General features: G+C 46.2%; 20 protein-coding genes. 8 read left to right on the top strand and 12 right to left on the bottom strand.

Translation table 11 applies throughout. From position 1 onward, the window contains the following. Nucleotides 1-40: 40 nt before the first annotated feature. The 5 genes from FQV28_RS10535 to FQV28_RS10515 form a co-directional block, all read right to left on the bottom strand. Nucleotides 41-682 (bottom strand): YczE/YyaS/YitT family protein, encoded by a 642-nt coding sequence (locus FQV28_RS10535; RefSeq protein ID WP_146496286.1) that lies wholly within the window; start codon nt 680-682, stop codon nt 41-43. A 65-nt stretch (nt 683-747) separates the two neighbouring features. After that, complete coding sequence (ybaK, locus tag FQV28_RS10530; protein ID WP_146496284.1) at nt 748-1239, bottom strand: Cys-tRNA(Pro) deacylase; 492 nt, start codon at nt 1237-1239, stop codon at nt 748-750. Between the two features lie 55 nt (nt 1240-1294). Then, nucleotides 1295-3454: a DNA topoisomerase III gene (locus tag FQV28_RS10525; protein WP_146496282.1), complete on the bottom strand. Its 2160-nt coding sequence runs from the start codon at nt 3452-3454 to the stop codon at nt 1295-1297. A 177-nt stretch (nt 3455-3631) separates the two neighbouring features. Beyond that, on the bottom strand, nt 3632-4195 hold the full coding sequence (locus tag FQV28_RS10520; RefSeq protein WP_146496280.1) for an NADPH-dependent FMN reductase: 564 nt from the start codon (nt 4193-4195) through the stop codon (nt 3632-3634). A 166-nt stretch (nt 4196-4361) separates the two neighbouring features. Beyond that, nucleotides 4362-6185 carry a cation:proton antiporter gene (locus FQV28_RS10515; protein ID WP_146496746.1) on the bottom strand — a complete coding sequence of 608 codons (1824 nt, stop codon included), beginning with the start codon at nt 6183-6185 and terminating at the stop codon, nt 4362-4364. 182 nt (nt 6186-6367) lie between these two features. On the opposite strand from FQV28_RS10515, the gene FQV28_RS10510 reads away from it, so the two are divergent. Next, complete coding sequence (locus tag FQV28_RS10510; protein WP_146496278.1) at nt 6368-6550, top strand: SE1832 family protein; 183 nt, start codon at nt 6368-6370, stop codon at nt 6548-6550. A 333-nt stretch (nt 6551-6883) separates the two neighbouring features. Then, nucleotides 6884-8455: an ABC-F family ATP-binding cassette domain-containing protein gene (locus FQV28_RS10505; RefSeq protein ID WP_146496276.1), complete on the top strand. Its 1572-nt coding sequence runs from the start codon at nt 6884-6886 to the stop codon at nt 8453-8455. A gap of 235 nt (nt 8456-8690) precedes the next feature. Here FQV28_RS10505 and FQV28_RS10500 read toward each other — a convergent pair whose 3' ends face one another. Together FQV28_RS10500 and FQV28_RS10495 are read right to left on the bottom strand one after the other, a co-directional pair. Next, complete coding sequence (locus FQV28_RS10500; RefSeq protein WP_146496274.1) at nt 8691-9224, bottom strand: RNA polymerase sigma factor; 534 nt, start codon at nt 9222-9224, stop codon at nt 8691-8693. 278 nt (nt 9225-9502) lie between these two features. Further along, the gene (locus FQV28_RS10495) at nt 9503-10744 is read right to left on the bottom strand and encodes a CNNM domain-containing protein (protein ID WP_146496272.1); all 1242 of its coding nucleotides are present in this window, start codon (nt 10742-10744) and stop codon (nt 9503-9505) included. A gap of 153 nt (nt 10745-10897) precedes the next feature. Here FQV28_RS10495 and FQV28_RS10490 point away from each other — a divergent pair, with 153 nt between their 5' ends. Continuing rightward, nucleotides 10898-12271, top strand: a complete 1374-nt coding sequence (locus FQV28_RS10490) for a dipeptidase (protein WP_146496270.1) — start codon at nt 10898-10900, stop codon at nt 12269-12271. Here FQV28_RS10490 and FQV28_RS10485 read toward each other — a convergent pair. Then, nucleotides 12244-12450 (bottom strand): hypothetical protein, encoded by a 207-nt coding sequence (locus FQV28_RS10485; protein ID WP_146496268.1) that lies wholly within the window; start codon nt 12448-12450, stop codon nt 12244-12246. The genes FQV28_RS10490 and FQV28_RS10485 overlap by 28 nt on opposite strands. A 151-nt stretch (nt 12451-12601) precedes the next feature. On the opposite strand from FQV28_RS10485, the gene FQV28_RS10480 reads away from it, so the two are divergent. The 3 genes from FQV28_RS10480 to FQV28_RS10470 all read left to right on the top strand — a co-directional run bounded on the left by FQV28_RS10480 (nt 12602) and on the right by FQV28_RS10470 (nt 15356). Continuing rightward, nucleotides 12602-13168, top strand: coding sequence for a glycerol-3-phosphate acyltransferase (locus FQV28_RS10480; RefSeq protein ID WP_146496266.1), 567 nt, complete (start codon nt 12602-12604; stop codon nt 13166-13168). Between the two features lie 130 nt (nt 13169-13298). Next, nucleotides 13299-14153 carry a DegV family protein gene (locus FQV28_RS10475; protein ID WP_146496264.1) on the top strand — a complete coding sequence of 285 codons (855 nt, stop codon included), beginning with the start codon at nt 13299-13301 and terminating at the stop codon, nt 14151-14153. Between the two features lie 183 nt (nt 14154-14336). Continuing rightward, the gene (locus FQV28_RS10470) at nt 14337-15356 is read left to right on the top strand and encodes a DUF2804 domain-containing protein (RefSeq protein WP_146496262.1); all 1020 of its coding nucleotides are present in this window, start codon (nt 14337-14339) and stop codon (nt 15354-15356) included. 27 nt (nt 15357-15383) lie between these two features. Here the strand turns inward: FQV28_RS10470 and FQV28_RS10465 are convergent, their stop codons facing one another. Beyond that, nucleotides 15384-16097 carry a glycerophosphodiester phosphodiesterase family protein gene (locus FQV28_RS10465; protein WP_146496261.1) on the bottom strand — a complete coding sequence of 238 codons (714 nt, stop codon included), beginning with the start codon at nt 16095-16097 and terminating at the stop codon, nt 15384-15386. 275 nt (nt 16098-16372) lie between these two features. Between FQV28_RS10465 and FQV28_RS10460 the strand changes: the two genes are divergently transcribed. Beyond that, nucleotides 16373-16558: a hypothetical protein gene (locus FQV28_RS10460; protein WP_146496259.1), complete on the top strand. Its 186-nt coding sequence runs from the start codon at nt 16373-16375 to the stop codon at nt 16556-16558. A 61-nt stretch (nt 16559-16619) separates the two neighbouring features. Beyond that, entirely contained in the window at nt 16620-17129 is a 510-nt protein-coding gene (locus tag FQV28_RS10455) for a YusW family protein (RefSeq protein ID WP_186763844.1), read from the top strand. A gap of 43 nt (nt 17130-17172) precedes the next feature. On the opposite strand, the gene FQV28_RS10450 is transcribed toward FQV28_RS10455, so the two are convergent. The 3 genes from FQV28_RS10450 to FQV28_RS10440 form a co-directional block, all read right to left on the bottom strand. Then, nucleotides 17173-18021, bottom strand: coding sequence for a GNAT family N-acetyltransferase (locus tag FQV28_RS10450; protein ID WP_146496255.1), 849 nt, complete (start codon nt 18019-18021; stop codon nt 17173-17175). Between the two features lie 123 nt (nt 18022-18144). Beyond that, complete coding sequence (locus FQV28_RS10445) at nt 18145-19968, bottom strand: ABC transporter ATP-binding protein (protein WP_146496254.1); 1824 nt, start codon at nt 19966-19968, stop codon at nt 18145-18147. Next, on the bottom strand, nt 19961-21688 hold the full coding sequence (locus tag FQV28_RS10440; RefSeq protein WP_146496251.1) for an ABC transporter ATP-binding protein: 1728 nt from the start codon (nt 21686-21688) through the stop codon (nt 19961-19963). Before FQV28_RS10440 ends, FQV28_RS10445 begins: the two co-directional genes overlap by 8 nt. Between the last annotated feature and the right edge of the window lie 38 nt (nt 21689-21726).

Here is a 21726-nt window from a genome sequence, read left to right as displayed (position 1 = left end):
AACATATGCAGGAAGGGGTTTCAACTATTCAGATTAGCTATCAGATCTTCAGAACAGGCGGCATGTCGTTCTTTTTTCCAATGATTTTTTTCAAGGTTTTTTCAAACCACGGCAAGGTGAATTGGACAATTCTTCCCGTAGTAAGTGCGACGGCAATCGTACCAATCCCAACCGGTCCGCCAAGCAGCCAGCCGGCAAATGCTACAGCCACTTCAATGCCCGCCCGGACAACACTTATGCTAAGACCTGTTTTTTCAACCACAAAAAGCATCAAACTGTCTCTTGGCCCCGCTCCGATCTTTGGCGCTACATAAAATCCAATGCCAACACCGGCCAAGATGATTCCAAGCGCAAAAACAATAATCTGGCCTAGCATGGTTTCAATGTCCGGAATAATAAAATTAAAGATATCAATAAAAACACCGACCAAAACCATATTTAAGAATGTGCCAACTTGCGGTATGCGGCGAGTTAAAACAGCAGTCAATGCAATAATGACGAGGCCAGCAACAATAGCCCATGTGCCAATCGTCAAACCGAAATTCATATATAGGCCCACATGCAAAACATCCCAAGGGCCGATGCCAAGCTTATTGCCTTTGATTGTCAGCGTAAAGCCAAGCGCCATCACAACCAATCCACACAGAAAAAACAGCCAACGGTAATACAACGAACGCTTCATCCACTCACTTCTTTCTATACTTGTAATAAGAAAAACCACCCATTCATCAAAAATGGGTGGCTTTGTTATTCGTCTCCCACTGTTAAATCCGCCAATTGTCCGCTTGTCACTTTCAGCAATTCTTCTGGGGAGAGCTTGATCTGCATGCCGATTTTTCCAGCCGACACAATAATTTCATCTAGGGCATGAGCTTTGGCTCCTACGAAGGTTGGAAATGGTTTTTTCATTCCGATAGGTGAACAGCCGCCTCGGATATAACCGGTCAGCGCTAAAATCTCTTTCACCGGAACCATTTCAATTTTCTTTTCACCGGCAGCTTTTGCCGCTTTTTTTAAATCCAGTTCCGCCGAAACCGGAATGACAAAAACATAATGCTGTTTTGAATGGCCGACCGCCACGAGCGTTTTATGGACGGTTTGATCCGAATAGCCGATTTTCGCTGCAACAGAGACTCCGTCAACGAGGCCGTCTCCGGGTTCGTATTGCAGAATGTCATAAGGAATTTTTTCTTTATCTAAAATTCGGGCTGCGTTGGTTTTAGCAATTTTTTTAGCCATGGCGTTCCCTAGCCTTTCAACAGTCTGTTACCAACATACCATCATTTGCGTTTTCCTAATCATTCTGTCCAAGCAATTTTTTCAGCGCATCCGCCATTGCTGTGTTGACTGGCGGCTCGTCCTGCTGCTTCAGGAATTTATTGACGTCTTTTTTGGTCGCCTTTGATTGCGACGATTTTTTGCGCTTTTCAAAAGCCGACAATTTTTCGCGGTGTCCGCATTTGCAGACAAATATCTTGCCATCGCCTTCGCCTTGCATTTCCAATTTTTTATGGCAATTCGGGCAGCGGGCATTCGTCTGCATCGCCACTTGCTTTTTATAGCCGCATTCGCGGTCCTGGCAAACATTCATTTTGCCGCGTTTGCCGTTCACTTCAAGAAGCGGTTTGCCGCAGTCCGGGCACATTTTGCCGGTGACGTTGTCGTGTTTGAATTTTTGGTCGCTTTTTTTGATGTCGGATACCGATTTTTGGGCGAACGCAATCATTTCTTTCATGAATTGCTCTTTCTTCAGTTGCCCTTTGGCGATTTTCGTCAATTGCTGTTCCCAGTTGGCAGTCAGTTTCGGAGACTTCAAATCTTCCGGAACAAGTTCCAACAGCTGGCGCCCTTTCGAAGTCGTCATCACATCATTGCCTTTTTTCTCAATCAAGAATGTATTGAACAGCTTGTCGATAATATCGGCGCGTGTCGCTACAGTGCCAAGTCCACCGGTTTCACCTAATGTCTGAATCAATTCTTTTGATTCGCCGGCCATAAATTGCGCTGGATTTTCCATGGCACCAAGAAGCGTTCCTTCATTGAAGAATGCTGGCGGCTTTGTTTTGCCGTCTGTCAAAGCGATTCCTTTAATAATGAGCTTCTGCCCTTTTTCGAACGCCGGCAACGTTGTTTCACGATCATCGTCTTCATCGTTGTAAATGCGTTTCCAGCCTTCGCTGCGGATGGTATTGCCTTTTGTCTGGAACGTCTCGCCGCCGACGTTCAGTTTTACCGTCGTCTGGTCGTATTCGTGCACCGGATAAAATACAGCCAGGAAGCGTTTAACAATCATGTCGTACAGTTTCCGTTCCTTGTCGCCCAAATCATGGAGCGGCGGCGTTTCCTCAGTCGGAATAATCGCGTGGTGATCGGAAACTTTTGCATCGTCAATGACGCCTTTTTGCGCTGTGACGGTGCCTTTCAGAATCGTATTCGCGAGCGCCCGGTATGGCCCCATTTCAACCGCTTTTATGCGGTCTTTCAGTGTGTCTTTCATATCAGTGGTTAAATGCTTCGAATCCGTCCGCGGGTAAGTGACAATTTTATAGCGCTCGTACAAGCCCTGCAGTGTATTCAGTGTTTCTTTTGCCGACCAGCCAAAGCGTTTATAAGCTTCTTTCTGAAGTTCCGTCAAATCGAACAAAGGCGGTGCCGGCTGCCGTTTCGGCGTAACCTTGATGTCGGTCACTTGGCCTTCATGTGTATTGTCGAGCTTTTGGAACAGCTTATCGATTTTTTCTTTGTCGAACGACTGCGTCGAGTTGCCGTCAGTCCAAGTGAACGCGGCTTTGTCCGTAATCGCCTGCAAACCGTAATACGGCTTCGGCTGGAAGTTGCGGATCTGCTTTTCACGCTCCGCAATCATCGCGAGCGTTGGCGTCTGTACGCGTCCTGTCGACAGCTGCGCATTATGTTTCACGGTCAGCGCACGCGTTGCGTTGATGCCGACCACCCAGTCCGCTTCCGAACGGGCGACTGCCGCGGCGTACAAGTTGTCGTATGCTTTGCCGTCTTTCAAGTTGCTGAAGCCGTCTTTGATCGCTTTATCGGTAACTGACGAAATCCACAATCGCTTGATCGGCTTGCGCGTTTTCGTTTTCTCCAATATCCAGCGAGCTACGAGCTCCCCTTCGCGCCCAGCATCGGTCGCGATGATCACTTCGTTAACATCGCCGCGGCTTAATTGGGATTTGACCGCATTATATTGCTTCATTGATTGCTTGATCGGCACAAGCTTGAACGGATCCGGGATGATCGGCAAGTTTTCCATTTTCCATTCTTTATACTCAGCATCATATTGCTCTGGCTGCGCTTGTGTCACCAAATGGCCGAGCGCCCACGTGACAATATATTGTTTTCCTTCTAAATAACCGTTTCCTTTTTGGGAACATCCTAATACGCGTGCAATATCGCGTGCCACGGATGGTTTTTCTGCTAGTACTACAGATTTCATTTCGTTTCACCCTCATTTCTACAGAAATTATTATAGCATCGAATAGGAGAGAAAGTATTTTTGCTGTTTTGGAAAGTAAATTTTAATAAACAGAAAGTATTTTAATGAAAATGAAAAGTATATACTCTTCTAACTCCAAAAGAAAAAACCTCCCGCAGGAGGTTTTTTCTTTTCTTCTTAATGATTGTCCAATGTGACTTTCGACAAATGCTGGCTCATCTCGGCGTATTGCACGAAGACGCGCGCCAGTTCGCGAAGCCGATTGTGGACGTCATCATTGATGATTGTATTGGCTGCATCAAAATGGCTTGAATGAGTATAGACGTAATTCGGTGTCACGAGGCAGCGGAAATAGTCGAGTATCGGCTTCAATTGGTTTTCGATTACCAAATGATGCTGATAAGTTCCGCCATTTGCCACGATTGATACCGGCTTATAGCGCATTGTGTGTGGATGCAGCATATCAAATGTGTTTTTCAAAACGCCCGGAATAGAGCCTTGGAAAATCGGTGATGCGATAATATAGCCATCCGCATCTTCAAAACGGCGAACAATTTCGCGCATATCATCGTTGTATTCGGCGATTGGCCGCCCATCGACAAATTGATGTTCAAAATCAGCAAGGCGCAGTACTTTCAGTTCCATTTCCGGATTGAAGTCCTGAATATATGTTTTCACTTGCTCTAAAATGGCGCCGGTTTTGCTGCCGATTATGGTACCGTCTACTAACAAAATTTTCATTATTGAATCCTCCCTGAATGCGCATATGCAGAGCGGCATAGCCACTTTGAATATTCCTTTGGTTTCCTTTTTTGCGGCAAATTCTGCAAAACGGATAACCGGTTAACTTTATCATAGCAAAGAAGGATTCCGAACGCGTATCGAAAAACCTTATGAAATTGAGATTTCATTCTTTAGACTGAGACAATACCTTTTGCCGGTTTGTTTCAAGTTTTTCCTGCAGCCGCCCTTGCTGATAGGCTGGCGGTGAAAAACTGACAATGATGTCGCCGGTTTTCGGTTCCACATCCTGGTTGCCTGTAAAAAACTCGATGCGTCCTTGTGCACGTTTTATAAACAACGGAATTGTCCCTGCTATCCCGTTTTTCCTGAAGTCACTGTATGTGTACTGGGCGGTTAGCGGTGTTTTCCTAATACTAAAGCCTTCTTCCAATTTTTTATCAAGTTCGTGGATATTCCATTCATCGCCAAACAAATTCCGGCCGCTGAGCGATGAATGAAAAACGGTCGGATCTCCGACTTGCAACGCGGTTTGATACAGATTGTCCCGGCCAAGTTCCGGCACGAAATTACTGACCACAAGTGAATTATATGAATCGGTCTCGGTAGCTACAATCATTGTCTCGTAAGGCGTTAAATCCACTTCATACTCAGTATGTTCCGATAGGATTTCGCCTGCATGAACCTGTAGTCCTGACAGCCGTGCTTCCTGCAGCCGTCCCCAAGACGAGTCAATAATTAGGACATTTTTGTTCAAATCCTGCAGCGTTTTGGCAAGCAAGGTGGCGAATTTGCTTGAACCGACGATAATGATTCCAGGCTCAGCAGAAGACGCCAAGCCAAGTTTTCTGCCTAGCCAGCCAATTGTGAAGCCATGCGCGACTACGGTTGCCAATACAAGGGCGAAAGTCAATGCCGTCAACAGCTGTGCGTCTTGGAATCCCTCTTCTAATAAAGTGCTGGCAAAATAACCAGAAACCGTAAGCGCTACAATGCCGCGCGGGGCAATCCAGCCAACCAGTGTTTTTTCTTGTACAGTCATGTCAGTGCCGATTGTCGACAGCCAAATGGACAATGGCCGAACAAGAAACAGCATCGCCAACACAAAAGCAATAATCCTCCAATTGAAAATACTGATTAAAATCTCCAACGGAATCGAAGCGGTGAGCATGACAAAGATGCTCGAGATAAGCAACACTGAAATGTTTTCTTTGAAGTGGCGCATGTCATTGATCGAAGAGATGTGCATATTGGCCATCGTCATTCCCATCGCAGTTACAGCCAATAGGCCCGTTTCGTGCATAACTATGTCCGACAGCGTAAAGGTCAGCAAAACGACCGCAAAGACCATCGGTGATTTTAAAAACTCTGGAACTTGCCCCTTTTCAAACATCACGCCCATGGCACGGCCAGCTACCACCCCTAACAGAACAGCAAATAATGATGCTAAAAAGAACAGGCCGAACGCTGCCGCCGTTTCATCGCCTCTTGCAAAAAGGACGAATTGAAAAGCGAATAACGCAAGCAATGCGCCAAACGGATCGACAATTATGCCTTCCCATTTCAAGATGGCGGCTGGCCTTGAAGCCAATTTTGACTGCCGCAGCATCGGCAGGATTACAGTTGGCCCGGTAACAATGAACAACCCGCCAATGACAAATGCGACAGCCCACGACAACCCGGCCATGTAATGCGCAGCGAGCGACCCGGCAATCCAAGCGATAATGGCTCCGACTGTAACAATTCGCCAGACCGGTTTATTGAACCCTCTAATTTCCTTGAAATCCAGATTCAAACTGCCTTCAAACAAAATAATTGCTACGGCCAAAGAAATAATCGGCCTGAACATTTCCCCAAAACTTTCAGCAGGCTGAATAATATTTAACAATGGCCCGACAAGCAGCCCTGCAATAGACATAAGAACTATAGCCGGCAATTGCAGCCGCCAAGCAATCCATTGAGATAGTATCCCTAAAAAGATGATCAACATTAAATCGAATAACAATGTATCGATAGTATTCTGCCTCCTTAATTTGTGCCTTTTCCGAGGCATCCTTTCTTATTTTGAACATTATACGGGTTTTAGCGTTTCAAGGGAAAGAACTTGCAAGGCGTGAGGGATTCAAAAATGAATTTTTTGTGCTATAATGTTAGAAAAACTAGGGTGATTTTGTGAGCAGACAGGAAATTGAATTTGAAATTGCTGAACTGAAATCTGATTATGTCCGCCAGCAAGGTGATATTGAAAAGTTGGAAACGACTGGACATGCCGGCATGGTAGAAAAAGCTGAAGAACGTTTAGAAAAAATGGAACAACGATTAGCAGAATTAAACCGAAAACTCGCGGAACTGTAGCCGCGATTTTTTTTTGGTATTAGATAGCCATTACGCTATTCAGGCGCTTACACTTTACTTTTGATCTAGTTTCAGCGCCTAGCCCCTCGAGGTCGCTTCGGTCTTAGCTGCCATGGCAAATAGCGCCATGACTGCCAAGCCCTCCAGCGCTTGTCGGAGCTGACACAGGCGCTTACACTTTACTTTTGATCTAGTTTCAGCGCCTAGCCCCTCGAGGTCGCTTCGGTCTTAGCTGCCATGGCAAATAGCGCCATGACTGCCAAGCCCTCCAGCGCTTGTCGGGGCTGACACAGGCGCTTACACTTTACTTTAAAATATGGAGGAATACGATAAATGAGTTTATTGACAGTAGAAAATTTAAGCCATACATTCGGTGACCGCACGCTTTTCAACAACGTGTCATTTCGTTTGGTTGAAGGCGAACATGTGGGGCTTGTCGGCGCAAACGGCGTCGGGAAATCCACTTTGATGAATATTTTGACAGGGAATTTGATTCATGACGATGGCCGTGTTGAATGGCAGCCGAAGACCCATTACGGTTATTTGGATCAGCACACGAAACTCCAACCAGGCCGCACAATCCGCGAGACATTGCAAGACGCGTTTTTGCCTTTATATAAGAAGGAAGAAGAATTGAACGACATCGCGATGCAGATGGGCGAAGCCAGCCCGGAACGCCTCGAAGAGTTATTGGAAGAAATGGCCGAAGCGCAAGATGCACTCGATGCCGGCGATTTTTATACATTAGACGTGAAAATCGAAGAAATTTCTCGCGGTTTAGGCCTTGATGCAATCGGTTTGGAACGCAATGTTGAAGCCCTTTCCGGAGGACAGCGTACAAAATTGCTTCTTGCCAAACTGCTTCTTGAAAAACCGAAAGTGTTATTGCTCGATGAGCCGACCAACTATTTGGACGAAGAGCATATTCAATGGCTCGTCAATTATTTGAAAAACTATCCGCATGCATTTCTTTTGATTTCGCATGATACAGAATTCATGAGCAGTGTTACAGACGTGATTTTCCATTTGGAATTTTCTCGTTTGAGCCGCTATACAGCCACTTACGAGAAATTTATCGAACTTGCTGAACTAGCAAAACAACAGCATTTGGATGCTTATGAAAAACAAGCCGATATGATTAAAAAGACAGAAACATTTATCGCAAAAAACAAAGCCCGTGCTTCTACTACCGGGCGTGCGAAATCACGCCAGAAACTGCTCGACCGCATGGACCGGATCGAAAAACCCGAAATGGCAGCGAAGCCGCAGTTTTCATTCAAAGAAACGCGCAGCCCTAGCCGCTATGTTGTTGAAGCGGAAGAGCTTGTCATCGGCTACGATAAACCGCTAATGCCCCCTTTGTCTTTCATGATCGAACGCGGTGAAAAAATTGCGCTTGTCGGCATGAACGGTGTTGGTAAATCGACGCTCCTCAAAACGATGCTTGGCAAGATCAAACCATTGGACGGCGAAGTGATTCGCGGCGAATACTTGACGCCAAGTTACTTTGAACAAGAAGTAAAAGCACCAACACACACACCTCTCGACGAAATTTGGTCCGCTTATCCGAGTATGGAACAAGGCCAAGTGCGCGGGGCTCTTGCACGCACAGGCCTGAAAAGTGAACACATTTCGCGTTCAATGGCTCAGTTGAGCGGTGGCGAGCAAGCGAAAGTCCGCTTGTGCAAGTTAATGTTGGAAGAAAGCAACTGGCTCCTTTTCGATGAACCGACCAACCACTTGGATGTTGATGCGAAAGCAGAGTTGAAGCGCGCTATGCAAGCTTACAAAGGCACCATCGTCCTTGTCAGCCACGAACCGGAATTCTATGAAGGTCTGGTCACAAAAGTCTGGAATGTCGAAGAATGGATCAATGCAGGCAAACAGCCACAAGAACAAAAATAAGCCACACAAAAACCCCAGCTGAAAGATCAGCTGGGGTTTCTTTGTGCTTTCTCGCTTTTATGGCAAGTAAGATTTCCACTTCGCTAAGCGGGAATCTTACTTGCCATAAAGTCCGATTGCATCAATTAATACTTAGTGGGATGAAGAAGTCCCACTAAGTGAAGTTTCTCTTTATCCGCGGTCATACCCTCGGGGTCATATGCCACTCATGATGAATTGTTTCTTTAGGGCCGTATTAAGCTATTACATATTCCCGCGTTCGTGCATCTTCAATCAACATATCTTTCAAGCGCTGTTTCCCACGGAACAAGCGCGATTTTACAGTACCAATCGATACTTTCATCGCTTCCGCAATTTCAATCAACGATAGTTGATGAACGTAGAAATAAAGAATCGTCGTCCGGTAAATTCCGTCCAACTCAGCAATTTTAGTCCGAATCATTGTAGAAACATCTTGTTGCTCCAACAATTCAGCTGCTCCTGCTTCATCGGAAGCGATCAAATCCAAAAGCGACACATCCAAACCTTCCGGCTGGTGCATCACATGCTTACTGCGGCGCACATTTTTGCGGTAACGGTCGCGGAAGGTGTTCATGCAAATTGTAGTCAGCCAAGCTTTCGCATGTTCCACTTTGTCTATAGAGGATTCATAGCGCACCACTTTCAGCCAAACTTCCTGCATCAAATCTTCTGCTTCGGCTTTGTTCCGCGTTAGTTTCAAACATAAATGATAAATATAGCGATTGTATTCTGAGTATAGGTGTTCCATCTTGCATGCCCCCGTCCGGTTTTCTTATTATCCTCATTGTGCCGGAACTAAAGCTTTCACTCTATCGCATCGACTTTCATTTCTCTTACAAAGATGTAATCTAGAAAGGCGGAAGCGCACATATAGCCCCGACAAGCGCTGGAGGGCTTGCCAAACATGGTGCTTTTTGCCATGAGCGGCAAGATCGAAGCGACCTCCAGGGGCTGGGCTCTGGAACTAGACAGCAGAAAGGCGGAAACGGCCGAAAAGAAAAAACTCTTTGCCTGTAGGCAAAGAGTTTACGCATACACTTCTTCATCCGTTTTTGTGATAGTCAACCGTTCAATTCGATTTCGGTCCATCTCGTTAATTTCGACATGGAGATTTTCATACTCGAATTGTTCGCCTTCGCTAGGCACATGGCCGAGCTGCTGCATGACAAATCCGGCGATGGTGTCGTGGTCATTCGGCACATTGATATGGAACATCGCATTAACGTCATCAATTTCCAAGCGGCCATGGCATGACAGTCTAGTTTCCGTCATTTCAAAAACCAGCTCTTCTTCCTCAATATCTGTTTCGTCTTCGATTTCCTGGCCAATCATTTCTTCGATGATGTCTTCATGCGTTACAATGCCGAGCGTCCCGCCATACTCATCCAAAATGACCGCCATGTGTTTTTTCTTGGACAACATCAACTTGAAGACTTTCTCCACGCTGACCGATTGGACAACAAACAGTGGATTATCATCCATCAATTCCGCTAATGTCCGGTTCGGATTCATCGACCATTCAATCAATTTTTTCGAATAAAAAAGTCCGACCACATTATCCATGCTTTCCTCATAGACAGGATAGCGCGTATACGAAGACTCCAAGATCAGATCCCGGACTTCTTCGTATGTGGAATTGATTGCAATGCCGACAATGTCGGTCCGGTGAGCCGACATGACGTCCGATACATCTTTGTTCGGGAAGTCCAATACTCCTTTGATCCGCTCAGACTCTTCTTCTTCAAACGTTCCCTCTGTCGACGCAATATCCACCATCGTCCGCAATTCTTCTTTCGAAATCGTCGCTTCTTTTACGGCGCCTTTTGAAATGATGCGGATAAAAATATTGGTAAACTGCGATAAGATCCAAGTGATCGGCTTGAATAGAACAACCAGAAACGAGATGACGGGAAATACCAAATAGGCGACGCGGTCCGAGAAAGTTGCCGCAATTGTTTTCGGCAGCACTTCGCCGAAAATGATTAGAACAACGGTCAACACTGCTGTCGCTATGCCTACTTCCCAGCCTCTTGTCAAGGCGATTGTTGTTACTAGAGTCGGAAGCATGATGTTGGCGATATTGTTTCCGATCAATAGTGAAGTGATCATCCGGTCCGGCTTCGCAATCAACTTTTGCAGCCGCTGCGATTTCGCATCGCCCTGCTCTGCGCGAAGCTGGACCTTCATCCTGTTAACAGCTGTTAAAGCCGTTTCACTTCCGGAAAAGAAAAACGACATTACTAAAAAAAATCCTAATGCAATAAACAAATCAGTTCCCCCATTTATATTAAAAACGAAATTTTACGAACTCTTTCCGTATTATGCATTATAGCATACGAATTTTCAGCGTGTCGAAAACCAGAACTTGGTATGTTATAATTTTTTTCATAATTAAAAAACTAAAAAAGCGAGGTACGATAAATGAATGCACAAGCAATAGACACTTATTTTAAAGAACATCGCGAAAACCACCTGGAAGAGCTGAAAGCGTTTTTGCGAATCCCTTCCATCAGCTCTCTTTCCGAACATAAAGAAGACGTCCGCCAGGCTGCGGAGTGGCTAAAAGCTTCAATGGAGAAAGCCGGGCTGGAAAATGTAAAGGTCGACGAAACTGCCGGCCACCCGGTCGTTTATGCTGACTGGCTCCACGCAGAAGGCAAGCCGACGGTTTTGGTGTACGGGCATTATGACGTCCAGCCTGTTGACCCCCTTCATCTATGGGAAACGGCTCCGTTTGATCCGCAAGTGCGCGACAACAAGCTGTATGCCCGCGGCGCAAGTGATGACAAAGGACAGACATTCATGCATGTTAAAGCGGTAGAAGCTTTGCTTCAATTGAACGGCGAACTTCCGGTAAACATGAAATTCATTATTGAAGGCGAAGAAGAAATCGGCAGTCCGAACCTTCCCGTCTATGTGCAAGAAAATCAGGAGCTGCTAAAATCGGATGTCATCGTCATTTCCGATACCGGGATGCAAGGCCCGGGGCGCCCAGCAGTCTGCTACGGACTTCGCGGCTTAGCTGGGATCCAGATCGACTTGAAAGGCCCTAAAGGCGATTTGCACTCTGGCTTGTACGGCGGCGCAGTGCAAAATCCATTGCACGCCATCTCTGAAATCTTGGCTTCTTTCCATGATAAAGACGGCGTCATAACCGTAGACGGTTTCTACGATAACCTAGTGCCAGTTTCCGATGAAGAACGCGCCGAGTTTGCCGCCCTGCCATTCGATTTGGAAGAAGAGAAAAAAGCGCTTGGCATCACGGAAGATTTCGGCGAAAAAGGCTATTCGTTCCTTGAGCGGACGTGGATCCGCCCAACGCTTGAAATCAACGGCATCACCGGTGGCTTCTCAGGCGAAGGCATCAAGACCGTCCTGCCGTCTGAGGCCAGCGCAAAAATCACCTGCCGGCTTGTTCCAGGCCAAGATCCGGACGATATCGTCGCAAAATTGAAAGCACACGTCGAAAACCATAAACCGGCTGGCGTGACTGTCTCAATTTCCGAGTTCGATAAAGGAAAGCCATTCCTCACTCCATACGACCACCCGGCAATCCAAGCGGCCGGCCGTTCGTACGAGAAAGTGTATAACGTCCCCACCGCTTTCACGCGCATGGGGGGATCGGTCCCGATTGTGGCAGCATTTGATGAAATTCTCGGGCTTCCGGTTGTATTGATGGGCTTCGGCTTGTCTTCCGAAAACTTCCATGCGCCGAACGAACATTTCCATCTTGAAAACTTTGACAAGGGGCTTCGCGTCATCAGCGATTACTTGTTCGAAGCCGCCAATTTATAAAGCAAGCAACGGCCATCCCAAAATCGGGATGGCTTTTTATTTGGAATAAAACCCAGTGCCTGAATTACTGGTTCTATGAGCAGTTGCGGTTGATCACTTAGAAAGAGTTTAGCATCAAGAACCTTCCTCTCTGGCAGCCCACCTGCATAGTCTATTATCAGCTCCTCCAACTCTTGCATCATCCCACTTCCTTTGCTGATTGATCGATTCTTTTTCTGATGTGTCCACTCCTTTTTCCCACTCTATCTCCAGTTTCTTCCCTCTTTAGCCCTTCCTTTCTTTTCTATAAACTGCTTTAATTACAGTAACAAAGCATTTAGGAGGCCCTTAATGATTGTTTACTGGATTGCATCCTATCTTATTGGGAATATGTTAACGGCTTGGTGGGTCGGCAAGTGGAAAGGCGTCGATTTACGTACTGAGTTGAGCGGCAATTTGGGCGCTCGAAATGCGGGGGCCGTCATCGGGAAAACCGCTTTTTTTCTTACATTTTTAGGTGATGCCGGAAAATCCGCATTCGTTGTCTGGCTCGGCAAATATTTTCAATTTGACTTGTGGATAATTGCAATCGCCGGGCTTTTGGTGATTTGCGGCCATTTGTTTCCCTTCTGGCTAAAGGGGCGGGGCGGAAAAGGCATTGCTTCGTTCATTGGGGTAACACTAGTTTTGACTCCTGGGCTTTTTCTTATCATGTTTATCGTTTTTGCCGTGTTTTTGCCGATTGTCAGAAGCGCGACACTGACCATGCTTTTCAGTTATGCCGCATTTGTTGCAGCAGGGGTTTACCGGGAGCAGTTGGAATGGGCATGGCCACTTGCAATTGCCATTCTCTTCATCTTAATCAAGCATCAGAAAGATTTGAAGGAATCTTTTGAAAACCGTTTTTCCAAAGCCTAATATTATTCAATTAACGCCAGTTGTTTGTAACATACTCACCCATTTGAACAGAAATCGGATTATGCTACCGGGTCAATATTATTAATGGTATAGTTTTATTATTCAAATTATAAAAGATGGGATGTTTTAAATGAAAAAACCAATCGCCTGGATCTTAGACAGTACCGCATATGTTACTGAAGAATTCAAAGCTCATCCAGATGTCTACGTGGTTCCATTAAACCTGCATTTCGGTTTGGAAGAATTCGTCGACGGTGTAGACTTATCAAATGAACAGTTGTATCAGCGCATTAAAGCCGCTCCAGAGTTTCCTAAAACGTCTCAGCCTTCTGCCGGCAGATTTGCTGAACTTTACGAGAAACTGAAAGAAGAATATGAATGTGGCATCGCTATCCATGCTTCTGCGAAACTAAGCGGCACGATTGCTTCATCTGTTTCAGGAGCCCAAATGAGCAATTTCAAATTATATGCCGTTGATTCAATGGCTCTGTCTTATGGCTTGTCGGGCTTGTTGGAAAGAGGGTTGGAATTGGCCGAACAAGGGCTAGAAGCAGAAGCGATCGCTCTTCAATTAGAGGCCGAAACCACAAATTTCCGCAATTATATACTGATCGGCAACTTGACGCAGCTTTATAAAGGCGGCCGTATGAGCGGTGCACAGTATTATATCGGCAGCTTGCTGCAAGTGAAGCCGATTGTCCAGCTCACTCCTGAAGGCGAACTAGCTCCTATTGATAAAGTGCGTTCACATAAAAAAGCGGTTCAATATTTGTTGAACCACGCAAAACAAGACCATGCAGACTACGGAGTAAATACTTTTCAAGTAATCCACGCCAATATTCCAGGCGAGGCCGAAAGCGTAAAGCAGGAAGTATTGAAGTTTGCTCCCGAAGCAAATGTCTTAATCGGCAATATCAGCTCTTCTCTTGCCGTCCACGCCGGCGAAGGAACACTGGCACTCATGTGGAGAAAGCCACCTCAATAATGAAACATTCCTTTTTTATATCGCTTGGCAAAGTTCGACTTGCGTCAAATCAGTAATATAGTCCTAATTATACGCATTTCATTATTTTTTCATCTTATTGATTTTGCTGTAGCCCCTTCTGTGCGAACTTTCTACCCCTAGTCTGCTACAATAAGAATGAGAATAAGGTGCGAGGTGGATTTGATGCAGCATGTAGAACGGGAACTTACAGAACACGTAATGCTTTGTGATGCAAAAGGCCAATTAAATCCCAACGCCATCGGCTTTGCAAGAGAGCCGCTTATCGAGTGCAATTTGCGGGGGAACTTTTTGCGTAAGAAAAAGTGGAACTATTGGTGTGTTTTTGGGGAAGAATTAATGTTTTCGGCAACTATTAGCCACTTGGATTACGCGACAATCTGCAACGTCTACTTTTTGAATTACGAAACATTGCGCTTTCAGGAGAAAACTGTCATTGTTCCATTCACACGCCAGCTTAAGCTTCCTGGACAAGTATTGGAAAGCAGTTTTTTCCGTCATGACGATATGGCCATTCAATTTGATTACAATCACAATAAAACACATATTACGGTTACTATAAACGATTTTGAAGGTGAATCGCTGCAGGCTGATCTGGAGGTGCATCATCCTGAGGCGCACGATTCCTTGAATGTCGTCATTCCTTGGAATCGGCAGACGTTCCAGTTTACCGGGAAACACCTCTCTCTTCCAACTTCAGGTTCCGTAAAGATCGGGAGCCAGCGATTCGAATTTGATGTAGATGACAGTTATGCCATCTTGGATTACGGCAGAGGCATCTGGCCTCGGGAAACCTCATGGAATTGGGCTATGGCCTCTCAGCGTTTTCATGGCAAAGTTATCGGATTGAATTTCGGCGGCAAGTGGACCGATGGAACCGGGATGACTGAAAATGCTTTTTTTATAAATGGGAAAATGACCAAAATTCATGAAGATGTTTTATTCCGATACAACCGGGAAAATTACAAGGAACCATGGCTTATTCATACGAAGTTTTCTGATGATGTGAGATTGACCTTTGTTCCGTTTTTCGAGCGCATCTCCAAAACAGATGTCCGGCTTGTTAAATCAGAAATTCATCAGCTTTTCGGCTATTATAACGGCTATGTCCGCGAGCCGGATGGAAAAAAGGTCAAAATCCTTCAAATGCTTGGAGCAATCGAAGAACATCATGCTAAATGGTAAAAGAGGCGCCTATTCGGCGCCTCTTTTTTATGGAAACTTTGTTAGCATCGTTTCAGGGTGATTTGTGATGAGTCCGTGTATTCCTATTTGCTGGAGCTCTTCCACATATTGAAGGTCGTTGTCGGTATACACGTAGATTATTGCGCCTTTTCTTAGCGCATCGGTAGCCGTTTTCCGATATGCGGCTGACAGCGACATGTGAATGCGGTTCGTGCCGATGACCCGCGCATAATCATAAACATCAACTAATATTTGAGAGGTCGAAACAGCTGCTTCGACATGCGTTTCTTTGCATACTTTTTGAACATCTTCGTGGTTGAATGAAGACATGATCAGCCGTTCGGTCATCCCCCGCTTATCCGACAATGCAATCACCTTTTCAATCAATTTGTCGTATGGGAAAAAATCCGTTTTCAACTCAATATTAAGACGGTGCTCCGTTTCTCGGAAAATATCAAACACCTCATCGAGTGCCGGAATTCTTTCGCCTTCCCATTCAGGAGAAAACCAGGCACCGCAATCTAACTCCTTTAGCTCGGCAAGTGTCTTGTCTTTTACATATCCTTGGCCATCTGTAGTGCGTTCCAGTCTTTCGTCATGGATAACGACAACTTTATCATCTTTTGATAACTGCACATTTATAACAACTCCCGCAACCGGCAACTCCGCGGCTGCCCGGAAAGCTGCAAGTGTATTTTCAGGATAGTGTCCTGAATTTCCTCTATTCGCGTAAATTTTCATGAAGGTCCTCCTAATATATCCGTCCGTATTTCCTAAAGTTACAAGAAGAAGTATTGATCAAGCGCGTCCTTTGAATTAATTGACACCGGAAGAGCCTGTGTTCCTTGTGTGGATCCGGCAATGTATGCCACTTTCTTCGCGCGAAGAAGGCGCTGGGCTATGGTTTCTGGATAATGGCGCATAATTCCTTTTTCAAGAAGCTTCTGATGAAATGTTTTGTCTTTTTCATTATTTTTTGCACTTATTTAGTTTTATACCCAAAAGTGAAGTCAATCATGCGGCATCACAAAGATTGGGAAATATCGGAATCTACCAAGCCATTACAGGACTTTATGTATACAGCCCACATCATTGTCGGCCATACGTTGAACAATTTGCGGTTGGCTTCTCAAAATATGCTGAAACTGCTTGAAAGCCGGTTGGATTATCCAATTTCCGCTCTTCATCGATGCCCCTATTAAAGATTAAAAGCACGAGAATCGGGAATGATTACCGTAATACGACAGCGAAAGGATGAGACTAATGAGTTATCGTAAATCTTCTCTATTAACCGTTTTATTCCTCTCCTCATCAATGGGGCTTGCTGCTTGCGGCAGCAGCGAAGAAGTGACGGAACCAGTCCAAAACGAAGAAACGACTGATCCTTCTGACACGAATGCCGATGCGGCTACTAGCGGTGGAGTTGACAGTGAAGATGTCGGAGGCGGGACATTCGGCTTTACCGAATTCGAAATGACAGTGGACTATCCAGACCAAGATGAAGCCTATTCTGTTAGCTATGAGGAAGTCCGCGAGAAAGTCGAAGCCACATACACAAATAAACTTGAAGACATGGAGCTTAGCGGCAATGAGGCTTGGGATCAGATTGAACCGGCATTCATGAATATGGAGCTTCAGCCTGACATGGCGGAAGAAGATGTTATACCGCAAGTGGTGGAAGCTTTCGGTTTAGAAGAAGGCTATAGTAATATTGAAATCCAAGTTCAGTACCAAGGTGGAGAAAATAAAGAATACCAAGCATCCGGAAACTGAGCAGTCATATGAAACCACCCAACTTGATGGGTGGTTTTTTGGTTTATTTCATTTCTTTCCGCTTCCAGTAATGAACGGTATCTATTGGCAGAAATCCGGCTTTTTCATACACCCGAACCGCGTCATTTGTCGTTTCAACATCCAGCAGCACTTGGCCCTTTTCTTTAAAAAACGCATGGTTGCGGCACCAGCGCAAGAATGCCTGGCCGTAGCCTTTGCCTTGCTCTTTTGGATCAACTGCAAAAGCGGTAATCCATAGTTCATTGCCTTCCGCAATAAGCGTCGCCGTTGCTACAATCCGGCCATCTTTTTTCATCAGCCATATTTCCCGTCCTGCATCCTCAATATTATGCACCATGACCGACAGCACTTCTTCATCAAAAGCCGCCACTAAAACCGCCGCTAATTCGGATTGTTCGTCGTTATACGGGAGAACCGATACTCCTTCCGGCAATCCGCCCGCTTCAAGCGCCGATGCGCCAAGCAGAATTTCTTTAAAGTCGGCTACATAACCCAGACTTGCCAGAAAAGCCGCCGCTTCTTCATCTTCAATGAATACCGCTAGTTCACTTTCCGCTTCCCTCTGCTGAAGCCCATACGAGATGCCATCTGCCAGGGCAGTTCCGATGGTTTGCCGCCGGAAATCCGGGTGGACAATAGCCGACCATTCGTAATGGTGAAGCCCTACAATATCAACACAGGTGGCAAAACCGATCAAGCCGCTGCCTTCCATATAGGCCAATACCGCAAAGCCTCTCGCTTCCGGCATCCGCCAAGCTGGAGCATTCAACACTGTCTCATAATTTGTCGGCAACCCTTCCAGCAGCTCGTGCATATCGCGGGTTGTGTCTTCATCAAGCGGAAACGAATCAATCGATAAAGATACATTCATCAAGTTTCCTCCTTTTCGTTTTTCTTTTATCGTATCATAACGGAATTAATCCGACGACCGCGTCGTTGATAGTGAAATTATAAAAAGAAGCTGCCCTAAGTTTAAGGACAGCTTCTCCACCTTTTATAACTTGGCATCCGCAAGCATGTTCGCATACATTCCGCCACGAGTAAGGAGTTGCTGCTGCGTACCGGATTCGACCAATTCTCCCATACTCATAACCATAACCAAATCCGCTTGTCGGACTGTATTCAGACGGTGGGCGATAACGAAACTCGTCCGCCCCTTCATCAGCCGCTCCAGCGCTTCCTGGATTTTCAGTTCCGTCACTGTATCGATCGAGCTGGTCGCTTCATCAAGAAGCAAGATAACCGGATCCGCAATGAGCGCCCGCGCAATCGACAGCAATTGCTTCTGCCCTTGGCTGATCATCGAACCATCGCCGGAAAGAATGGTATCGTAGCCATTCGGCAATTTTTCGATAAACTCATGGGCATTGGCTTTTTGGGCCGCTTCCATCACTTCTTCGTCGGTGGCATCCAAACGGCCGTAGCGGATGTTCTCCATTACCGTTGCTTCGAAAAGGAACGGATCTTGCAGCACAAACGCAATTTGCTTCCGCAGCGTTTCCCGTGGCATTGAAGCAATCGGAGTGCCATCCAGCCGGATTTCCCCTTCGTTGGCATCATAAAAGCGCGCAAGCAGCTGCATGATGGTCGTTTTTCCTGCACCTGTCGCTCCCACCAGCGCCGCCGTTTGGCCGACGTTCACCGTAAAGCTGACATTGCGGATGGTCCAGTCTTCTTCAGCACCTTCGTATTTAAAGGAGACCTCATCAAAAACGACTTGGCCGCGAAGTTCTTTGTCCGCGTTTTCAACTTGATCGTCCGGCTCTTCCTTTTCGCCCATAATCGAAAATACGCGTTCGGCCCCTGCAATGGCCGATAAAATGGTATTAAACTGGTTGGCCAGATCATTTAATGGGCGCGTGAACTGCCGGGCATACTCAGTGAAAATGACAATCACACCGATTGAGACCGAACCTTTCAACGCCAAAACCCCGCCTACACCGGCTACAATTGCAAAGCTTGCGTTATTTAGGAAGTTCATTACTTTTGGGATAAAACCGGCATAGGTCCATGCCCAAAAACCAGTGCTTCGCATTCGTTCGCTTTTCACGAGGAATTCCTCCATAACACGAGGTTCCTGTGAAAAGGCTTTGACAATCTTCTGGCCAGAAATCGTTTCTTCGATATAACCATTCAAGTCACCGATGGCTTGTTGCTGTTCCTTATACAATCTTCCCGTCCGCTTTGTAATCCATTGCATCGAAACATACATAAGCGGAATGATGACAAGCGTCAGCACCGTCAACAACGGGCTGAGCATCACCATGACGACGGCGGTGCCAAGTAACGTCAAAATACTCGAAAACACTTGGATAAATGAACTGTTCAGCGTTGATGAGACGTTTTCGATATCGTTCGTCATCCGGCTCATCAATTCACCGTGCTGCCGTTTATCGAAAAAGGAGACGGGCAATCGCTGCAAATGCTCGAATAGCCCAGTCCGCATGCGGTAGATGACTTGCTGGGCGATTCCGACCATCCAGTAGTTCTGTAAATACATCGTCAGCGAATAACCTGTGTAAACCGCAACCAGCCAGGCAATAATCGTGCCCATGCCACTGAAATTCTGCGGAACAATGTAATGGTCAATAATATGGCCAACGAGATATGGACCGAGCAGCGCTAAGGCAGAACTGATGAACACCAAACCCAGCACAATAATCAGCAAGAAACGGTGTTCATCAACCAGCTTCCAGATTCTCAGCAAAGTCGACTGCCAGTTTTCTGCCCGTTCCGTTTTTTTAGCCGTGTTCTTCTTCAAATCTTCTTTTTTAATGACCGGTTCATAGCCAAAGGGACGGCGGATGGCATCAAACATATTCGTCCACCTCCTCTTCTTGTTGGGAAAGCGCAATCTGCCTGTACAATTCCGAGTCTTTCATTAATTGGTCATGCGTGCCATAAGCGGAAACAGCCCCTTCTTCCATAAGCAAAATGCGATCGGCTTTTTTTGCCGTCCGGATTTTCTGGGTCACCACAAGCATTGTCGCTTTTTCGCTATCCAGTGCTTGCCAAAGCGCCGCTTCCGTTTTCACATCCAAAGCGCTGGTGCTGTCATCCAAGATGAGAATGGATGGTTTGCGGACAAGCGCGCGCGCAATAGACAACCGCTGCTTTTGGCCGCCAGACAAATTGACGCCTTTTTGCCCTACTCGCGTACTATAGCCTTTCGGGAAACGCTCGACCGTCTGGTGGATTTGGGCTTTCGCAGCAGCATGAGCCAATTCTTCCTGCTCAGCCTGTTCTTTGCCCCAAGACAAATTATCGGAAATCGTGCCTGTAAAAAGGAGCGATTGCTGCGGCACGACGCCGATCGTTTTTCGGAGTGCCTGCAAAGACCAGCTTTTCACATCATGCCCATGCACCAGGACGGCGCCATCGACAGCATCGTAAAACCGTGGAATCAGCTGCAGCAATGACGTTTTTCCAGATCCTGTCGCTCCCATAATAGCCAGCTTTTCATTCGGCTTCATCCGGAACGAAATGTTTTTCAGCACTTCGCGGGTTGTTCCAGGATAGGTGAAAGAAACGTTTTCAAAAACAACTTCTCCGCGGCGGCTTGCCTGCGTTTCACCTTTTTCTTCTTTCTCACGGCTATCTTCCGCAAGAAGCACTTCTTCAATCCGTTCTGAAGAAGCTTTCGCTCGGGCGAACGCCATAATAATAAAAGAAAACATGGAAAATGCGCCTGTCATGCGCATGGCGTAGTTTACGATGGCTACCAGTTCACCAATTTGAGCGCTGCCGGTCTGAATATGCGAAGCGCCAAACCATAGTACAGCCAATAGCGAAAGGTTCATGCCGAACAACAGGACCGGCAAGACCACTTCCATGATCCGGAAGGCTTTGACAGTATCAACTTTGAGCGACCCTGCGACGCTAGAGAATCGGCTCGCTTCGTAGTTGCCGCGCAGATACGCTTTGATCAAGCGCACTGCCTGCAAGTTTTCTTGGATCAATCGGTTCACCCGGTCCAGGCGCTTTTGGACATACCCGAAGTGGGCGACTCCTTTTAATACCATTACATATAAGAATAAAAGCAAAACAGGAAAAACAATGACCAAATATACGGCTAATTTAGCATTGAGGACAAACGCCATCACCATGCTTCCTATAACAAGCAGCGGAGCCCGGAGCATAATCCGCAGCCCCATAAAAAGCACTTGCTGAACAAGTGTAATGTCGCTCGTTAGCCGAGTGATTAAAGCGGATGCAGGAAATTTGTTGAAAGTGGCCAACGAAAACGACTGGACACGGCCATAAAGCACGCGCCGCAAATCAAACGAAAAGCTTTGCGAGACGTGTGAGGCATAGTATGAATTGGTAATGCCTGATAAAAGCGCAATGACAGACAGCCCCATCAGCAAAATTCCCAGCTGGATAATCCGCTCTTGGTCGCCGGCTACGATGCCGTCGTCCACAATTTTTGCAATAACAAACGGCTGCATCAATTCGACCGTCAGCTCGAGCAGCATTAACAATAATGCGAAGATAATATAACCTTTATAAGGTTTTGCATAAGAAAAAACCGTTTTCAAACAACCAGCCCCTTAAACATTTCGAAACTCGAACTTTT

This window comes from Planomicrobium sp. CPCC 101079, from assembly GCF_007859275.1.
Classification (GTDB): Bacteria; Bacillota; Bacilli; order Bacillales_A; family Planococcaceae; genus Planococcus.
The sequence above is the reverse complement of the archived record's forward strand: the minus strand, read 5'-3'. Positions and strand labels throughout refer to the sequence as shown.

Excerpts from the sequence above, each read along its gene's own strand:
- FQV28_RS10470 (WP_146496262.1), top strand. The coding sequence starts at position 14,337 with ATGCAGCATGTAGAACGGGAACTTACAGAACACGTAATGCTTTGTGAT.
- FQV28_RS10465 (WP_146496261.1), bottom strand. The coding sequence starts at position 16,097 with ATGAAAATTTACGCGAATAGAGGAAATTCAGGACACTATCCTGAAAAT.
- ybaK (WP_146496284.1), bottom strand. The coding sequence starts at position 1,239 with ATGGCTAAAAAAATTGCTAAAACCAACGCAGCCCGAATTTTAGATAAA.
- FQV28_RS10525 (WP_146496282.1), bottom strand. The coding sequence starts at position 3,454 with ATGAAATCTGTAGTACTAGCAGAAAAACCATCCGTGGCACGCGATATT.
- FQV28_RS10520 (WP_146496280.1), bottom strand. The coding sequence starts at position 4,195 with ATGAAAATTTTGTTAGTAGACGGTACCATAATCGGCAGCAAAACCGGC.
- FQV28_RS10535 (WP_146496286.1), bottom strand. The coding sequence starts at position 682 with ATGAAGCGTTCGTTGTATTACCGTTGGCTGTTTTTTCTGTGTGGATTG.
- FQV28_RS10490 (WP_146496270.1), top strand. The coding sequence starts at position 10,898 with ATGAATGCACAAGCAATAGACACTTATTTTAAAGAACATCGCGAAAAC.
- FQV28_RS10500 (WP_146496274.1), bottom strand. The coding sequence starts at position 9,224 with ATGGAACACCTATACTCAGAATACAATCGCTATATTTATCATTTATGT.
- FQV28_RS10455 (WP_186763844.1), top strand. The coding sequence starts at position 16,620 with ATGAGTTATCGTAAATCTTCTCTATTAACCGTTTTATTCCTCTCCTCA.
- FQV28_RS10505 (WP_146496276.1), top strand. The coding sequence starts at position 6,884 with ATGAGTTTATTGACAGTAGAAAATTTAAGCCATACATTCGGTGACCGC.
- FQV28_RS10485 (WP_146496268.1), bottom strand. The coding sequence starts at position 12,450 with ATGCAAGAGTTGGAGGAGCTGATAATAGACTATGCAGGTGGGCTGCCA.
- FQV28_RS10480 (WP_146496266.1), top strand. The coding sequence starts at position 12,602 with ATGATTGTTTACTGGATTGCATCCTATCTTATTGGGAATATGTTAACG.
- FQV28_RS10515 (WP_146496746.1), bottom strand. The coding sequence starts at position 6,185 with ATGTTGATCATCTTTTTAGGGATACTATCTCAATGGATTGCTTGGCGG.
- FQV28_RS10460 (WP_146496259.1), top strand. The coding sequence starts at position 16,373 with ATGCGGCATCACAAAGATTGGGAAATATCGGAATCTACCAAGCCATTA.
- FQV28_RS10450 (WP_146496255.1), bottom strand. The coding sequence starts at position 18,021 with ATGAATGTATCTTTATCGATTGATTCGTTTCCGCTTGATGAAGACACA.
- FQV28_RS10475 (WP_146496264.1), top strand. The coding sequence starts at position 13,299 with ATGAAAAAACCAATCGCCTGGATCTTAGACAGTACCGCATATGTTACT.
- FQV28_RS10445 (WP_146496254.1), bottom strand. The coding sequence starts at position 19,968 with ATGTTTGATGCCATCCGCCGTCCCTTTGGCTATGAACCGGTCATTAAA.